The sequence below is a fragment of the Glutamicibacter sp. AGC84 genome (assembly GCF_053543575.1).
The window spans coordinates 16,058-22,114 of record NZ_JBLVOC010000016.1; the positions used below are offsets into that span (position 1 = coordinate 16,058).

The following is a 6,057-nucleotide window of genomic DNA, read 5'->3' on the forward strand; positions in this document are numbered from 1 at the left end:
CCCCCGCTTCTTGCTGCCCCGTCAGGATGCAGGAACCCCGTACAGCTGGTAAATGCTGCTGTACGGGGTTCCTGCGCTCCATGGCGCGCCGCTTCGCCTGCCCGGTTACTAGATGATGTCTTCACCATTGCGGCGGGCTTCCAGCCATTCCTGGATGAACCCCTTGCTGATGAAGAACAGCACTCCGGCCACAATGACTGGCCATGCCAGCACGTACAGGCTCAAGAAAAACGTCGTCATTATTTGCCTCCCAGGCTCTTGGCATCGTGTCCGGCATCTGCAGCGTCAGGCTTTCCAGGTACTGCGTCGAAGTCGCCGGTGCGTACCGCGATGACACCGAAGTCGAATTCCATCTTGGATCTGAACGACAGCAGGTAGCAGACGATGGTACTGACCGAGTAGGCAACCAGCGAGGCGCTCAAGGTCGTGTAGTCGCGCAGGAAACCGAAGACGAACGGTGCGCTGGCCAGCATCGCGACGACACCGACAATCTTGGCAACGCGCAGGCCGAAGAACCCGAAGCTCATCAACGCCACGACCACGCCGATGCCAATCACCGACAGCAGCTCGATCAGCAAGCCGGTGACGCCATTGACTGGGATCAGTTCGAAGCGAACAGGGATGAAGATCGCCAGTGCAACGAGTACCGAAACGGTGAAGGCCTTGTTGGTGACCTTTTTCCAGTAGAAGCTGGCCAGAACCGGGAAGACCAGAGCACCCCAAAGAGCTCCGACGAAGACCAGCAGGTCCAGGATGTTCAGCTGCATGCTCGCGAAAGCGACTGCCAATGCGGTGGCAACGACCATGGTCGCACGGCCAATGAGCAGCATTTTCTTCGGATCGGCCTTGTCCTTGCCGGCAACGTTCTGGCCGTACACGTCAGCCATCACAATCGAGGACAAGGCCGCCAAGTCCGAGTCAGCAGTTGACGACAGCGCACCAATGATCATGATGAAGAACAATGCCAGCAGAACACCTGGCAGGTAGCTGGCAGCCATCTCGGGGATGAGGTTGTTCATGTCTCCACCCGACGGCTCGAACCCAAGGTACAGGGCGAGCACGCCGAGCATGCCCACGCCGATGACCATCGCTCCGTAGCCGATGGTTGCAGTGATGAAGGTTGGCTTGATCAAGTCCTCGCGTACTGCGAAGAGCCGCTGGGCAATAGTCTGGTTGCCAATTGCGTAGGCCAGAACGGCTGCAATGTAGGGTGCCCCTTGGCCCAGGAATGCTTCAGAGGAGAAGAAATTGGACTGTTGCGGGGTCAAGTTGCTCGCACCGGTTTCGAATGCGGCCGGGAACCCTGCGGCAAAGAAGATCGCCGGGACAATGATTGCTACAGCGCCCAACATGCCTACGACCTGGACAAAGTCGGTCAGTACCGAAGCACGGAACCCGGACCACAGGGTGTAGAGCAGAACGCCACCGGCAACGGCCAGCACGCCCTGGATGAAGTTGAACGGCGAGAGCATCGAGATCAATACGCCACCGGCGATGAAGTTGGACATCAAGGAGATGACCGAACCGACAATATTCGACCCGGCCAGCATCAGCTGGCTGGAGCGGCCGTGGCGTGCATGCATGACCTCGGCGAGGGTGTGCGCGCGTGGCGCGACCTTGCGAATCCGCTTGCCGAATGGGTAGATGAACAGAATCATCAACGCGCCCCAGAGCCCATAGTGGATCGGACCGGAGATTCCATAGGTGTACCCGGAGGTGGCTGAGGCGTACATCGACGAAGCCCAGATCCAGGTAGCGGTCATGCTTGCAGCGGAAATGCCGAATCCAATTTTATTTCCCGCCGTCATGTAGTCGTCGGCGTTCTCTTTTTTCTTTCCGATTCGGGTGGAAATAAAGAAGGTGCCTCCGTAGAAGAGCACCAATAGCAAGACAACAGTTAGGGCGCTGAACTGCACTATTTCGTTATTCACGCGCCACCTCCCTCTAATAGGCAGTGATGAGATTCGCGCCAGGAGCTAAATGCTCAACCGGCGACTTATCCTGCACGTCTTCCTGCGAGATTTCATCGCAAGGGGTAAATTTCAGCTGACGCGCACAAGCCCCTGGGCCCATGAACCACTTCCCTACACTCAAGTTTCGTTCGTTTCTCATTCGTATCGTTCATCCCTAGTCACGGGGAGCACCAGCTCGTGGATTCGTTCCAGAACCTGGCGCTTTTGGCTTCACAAAGTGAATCCGGCCCATGGTTTGCCTGCATCGCACTTGCGGCTATCCATATTGGCGCGCAATGGCGCTTCGGGTCAGTTCAGGCGCGGTACTCGCGTTGGCGAATACCGCCGGTTTTCCATCGGAGGGCTGCTACCCGGAACTCAACACGCGATTACTGCGCGGAGTTACTCAGTCGGCGATAAAACGCCGGACAGGAAAACAGCGAAAGCTCTCTCCGAAATTAGTAGCTTCAACTAACTACATACAAATATTAGCATGAATGCAAAGATATTCGAATCTTCCGCCGCAAGGCAGCGGGGCACCCCACTCACCGACCAGCCGGCAGGGGCGCGATGTTGAATCAGCCCATCGTCTGTATCAATTACGGGACGACCTTGCGGATGCGTGTAACGGTGCGCACATAAGTGCGGAAAGCCGGGATAAAAAATATCTAGTTCTGGCCGTTCTGTTCCCCACTGCGCAGCGGACAGGCATGATCCAATTACACCACCCGAAATGCCCTACCCGGATTACTAAACTTTCCCGAGTGCCGGATTCAGTGCCATGCCGAGCGAGTTCAGGGCACTGTGGATACTCTCAGGACTTCGAAAACACTGCATAAATATACACGGTATTCGATACCGCCTGGCGAACGCATGCAGACCGCTCCCCCGCCGATCAAGCTCATCACTTGCCGCACCCTCCTGACACGGGCGCTTCGCTCTTAGCGCCGGCACAGAGATCTCTGCCAGAATAGGTGCATGACTGACATTGCCCGACCAGCCCGTCGTACGTTCATTTGCGCCTCGGCAGCACTTGGTTCCGCCGCACTGCTCACTGCCTGCGGCGATGGACATTCTGAAGCCGACACCCCCGAGGCATTGCCGATTCCTGAACCATCAGGCGAAGGACAGGCCCTCATGAAGGCCACGGACCTTGCCATCGGATCGCGTGCACTCGCTCCAGCCAAGGATCCTTCCGGAAAAGAAGTAGGCGTTTTGCTCTTCCGCAAGGATGAGAAGACCGTTTTGGCCTACTCGAACGTCTGTACCCACCAGGGCTGCGCTGTGAGCCCGAAGTCCAGCAAGGAAGATTTCTACTGCGCCTGCCATGGCTCACGATTCGCACCCGCTGACGGTACCGTGGACGCAGGTCCAGCTATCGCAGCGCTGCCACGCTACGCTGCGGCAATTGAAGGTGACGACATCGTCGCCTACGTTACCGCCGCACAGTAGTTTCCCAGCACTTTTTAAGCACTGAAGGCTGAACCCGGATGGGGTTCACCCTTCAGTGCTTGCTAGAGGCACTCCTAGAACAGCGCAACTTTCTCTGGGGCCGGGAAGAGCTCATCCATCTGGGCCCGTTCTGCGGCGCTCGGAACCCAACGCACCGCTGCAGCGTTGGCTCGAATCTGCTCAGGACGGGTGGCACCGGCAATCACAGAGGCCACCGGCGACTGCGCTGCCAGCCAGGAAAATGCCAATTCGATCGGTGTCAGATCCCGTTCGGCAGCAAAGGCGTCGAATTGATCCAACTGCTCAAAATCGCTGGTTTCCACGAGATGCTGACGCGCGTGTGTCAGCCGGCTGCCCTCAGGGGCATGCCCCTTGGAGTACTTGCCGGTCAGCAGGCCGTTTGCCAGCGGGAAGTAGGGCAAGACTCCCAGATCGAATTCACGAGCCGCTGGAAGCACTTCCAGTTCTGCACGGCGGTCAATCAGGTTGTAGTGATTCTGTGCCGAGACGAATCGCTCGGTTCCCAATTCACGGGCCACGTACTCCGCCTGGGCTATTTGCCAGCCGGCCCGGTTGGAATGGCCGATGTAGCGAACTTTGCCGCTGGTGACCAGGTCATCCATGGCCCGCAAGGTTTCTTCGATGGGAGTGTTCGCATCTGGAGTGTGGAACTGATACAGGTCGATGTAGTCCGTACCGAGCCGCTTGAGCGATGCTTCGACTGCTTTGACGATATAACGGCGCGAACCACGCGCATTGAAGTCCGGGCCATTTGCGCCCTGCATATCCATGCCGAATTTGGTGGCCAGAACGATGTCATTGCGTGCTTGCCCAAGCGCTTTGCCCAGACGGATTTCGGAAAGCCCTGGTTCCTTGCCATAGACATCCGCGACATCGAAGAGCGTAATACCCGCGTCAAGCGCCGCATGGATAACCGCGTCGGTTCCTTCTTGGGTTTCGGTCGCAGTTCCTGCGCGGCCAAGATTGTTGCACCCTAGCCCGACGACGGAAACACTCAGGCCGCTGCGGCCTAGCTGACGGAATTCCATGGACACCTCATCTGTTGGTTTGTTCATCCGCTTCACTGAGCGAGGTTATACCCATAGGCTATCTGGTAGGTAGTTGTGCTCAACATTTCACAGCACAATTCACTGCATTGCATATTTATCCATTAGGATGGAAACATGTCTAAAGTTCTTACCAATCTTCCTGTAGGCGAGCGCGTAGGTATCGCGTTCTCCGGTGGCCTCGACACTTCGGTGGCAGTAGCCTGGATGCGCGACAAGGGCGCCATCCCTTACACCTACACTGGCGACCTCGGCCAGTACGACGAGCCAGATATCGACGCCGTACCTGGCCGTGCACTGGAGTACGGTGCAGAGAACTCCCGCCTGGTTGATTGCAAGCCCGCTCTGGTTGAAGAAGGCCTAGCAGCACTCGCCTGCGGCGCTTTCCACATCCGCACCGGCGGCAAGACCTACTTCAACACCACCCCGCTGGGCCGCGCCGTCACCGGCACCCTGCTGGTCCGCGCAATGCGCGAAGATGGCGTGGATGTCTGGGGCGACGGTTCGACCTACAAGGGCAACGACATCGAGCGCTTCTACCGCTACGGCTTGATGGCCAACCCTAAGCTGCGCATCTACAAGCCATGGCTCGACCCCAACTTCGTTGCAGAGCTTGGTGGCCGCCAGGAAATGTCCGAATGGCTGCAGGAGCACGGTTTCCCTTACCGCGATTCGGCCGAAAAGGCCTACTCAACCGATGCCAACATCTGGGGCGCAACCCACGAGGCGAAGACCCTGGAACTGCTGAACAGCTCCATCGAGTCTGTTGAGCCGATCATGGGCGTGAAGTACTGGGACGAGAACGTAGAGATCAAGACCGAAGATGTCTCGGTTTCCTTCGTCGCTGGCCGCCCGATAGCCATCAATGGCAAGGAGTTCACCGATCCGGTGGCTCTGGTCAACGAAGCTAATATCATCGGCGGACGCCATGGTCTGGGCATGAGCGACCAGATCGAGAACCGCATCATCGAGGCCAAGTCCCGTGGCATCTACGAAGCACCAGCAATGGCGCTGCTGTACATCGCCTACGAACGCCTCGTGAACGCGATCCACAACGAAGACACCGTGGCCAGCTACCACAACGAAGGCCGCCGCTTGGGCCGTCTGATGTACGAAGGCCGCTGGCTGGACCCGCAGGCCCTGATGCTGCGCGAATCGCTGCAGCGCTGGGTCGGCTCGGCCATCACCGGTACCGTCACCATCCGCTTGCGCCGTGGCGACGACTACACGATCGTGAACACCGAGGGCGAGAACCTGAGCTACCACCCGGACAAGCTTTCGATGGAGCGCGTAGGCGACGCCGCTTTCGGCCCAGTGGACCGCATCGGCCAGCTGACCATGCGCAACCTGGATATCGCGGACTCCCGCGGCCGCCTGGAGCAGTACGCCAACATGGGCCTGGTCGGCGGCACCACCGCTGAACTCGTCGGCTCGCTGGAAGCTGGCGGAGCTGATGACATCGTGAACGCAACCCAGGTTGATAGCGATGACCTGGCGACCGACCGCGCTATCGAGTCTGCTGCATTCGACGCAGGCACCGACTAGACGCCAAGGCACAGCTAGAGGATCGGGGGGTTCTCCCTTCA

Annotated in this window: 5 protein-coding genes; 2 read left to right on the forward strand and 3 right to left on the reverse strand. The window is 58.4% G+C overall.

The annotated features are described in order from the left end of the window. Positions 1-108 precede the first annotated feature (108 nt). On the reverse strand, positions 109-240 hold the full coding sequence (locus ACNPN0_RS11110; RefSeq protein WP_426734060.1) for a putative transporter small subunit: 132 nt from the start codon (positions 238-240) through the stop codon (positions 109-111). Further along, entirely contained in the window at positions 240-1,931 is a 1,692-nt protein-coding gene (locus tag ACNPN0_RS11115; protein ID WP_448938076.1) for a sodium:solute symporter family protein, read from the reverse strand. Before ACNPN0_RS11115 ends, ACNPN0_RS11110 begins: the two co-directional genes overlap by 1 nt. Before the next feature lie 999 nt (positions 1,932-2,930). On the opposite strand from ACNPN0_RS11115, the gene ACNPN0_RS11120 reads away from it, so the two are divergent. Then, positions 2,931-3,404 carry a Rieske (2Fe-2S) protein gene (locus tag ACNPN0_RS11120; protein WP_426734058.1) on the forward strand — a complete coding sequence of 158 codons (474 nt, stop codon included), beginning with the start codon at positions 2,931-2,933 and terminating at the stop codon, positions 3,402-3,404. A gap of 74 nt (positions 3,405-3,478) precedes the next feature. Here ACNPN0_RS11120 and ACNPN0_RS11125 read toward each other — a convergent pair whose 3' ends face one another. After that, the gene (locus ACNPN0_RS11125) at positions 3,479-4,453 is read right to left on the reverse strand and encodes an aldo/keto reductase (RefSeq protein WP_448938108.1); all 975 of its coding nucleotides are present in this window, start codon (positions 4,451-4,453) and stop codon (positions 3,479-3,481) included. Between the two features lie 135 nt (positions 4,454-4,588). Between ACNPN0_RS11125 and argG the strand changes: the two genes are divergently transcribed. Then, positions 4,589-6,016 carry an argininosuccinate synthase gene (gene argG / locus ACNPN0_RS11130; protein WP_426734056.1) on the forward strand — a complete coding sequence of 476 codons (1,428 nt, stop codon included), beginning with the start codon at positions 4,589-4,591 and terminating at the stop codon, positions 6,014-6,016. The last annotated feature ends 41 nt before the right edge of the window (positions 6,017-6,057 follow it).

What these genes read in the sequence shown, in the direction of transcription:
- ACNPN0_RS11110 (WP_426734060.1), bottom strand. Translation starts at nt 240, where the DNA reads ATGACGACGTTTTTCTTGAGCCTGTACGTGCTGGCATGGCCAGTCATT.
- ACNPN0_RS11120 (WP_426734058.1), top strand. Translation starts at nt 2,931, where the DNA reads ATGACTGACATTGCCCGACCAGCCCGTCGTACGTTCATTTGCGCCTCG.
- ACNPN0_RS11125 (WP_448938108.1), bottom strand. Translation starts at nt 4,453, where the DNA reads ATGGAATTCCGTCAGCTAGGCCGCAGCGGCCTGAGTGTTTCCGTCGTC.
- argG (WP_426734056.1), top strand. Translation starts at nt 4,589, where the DNA reads ATGTCTAAAGTTCTTACCAATCTTCCTGTAGGCGAGCGCGTAGGTATC.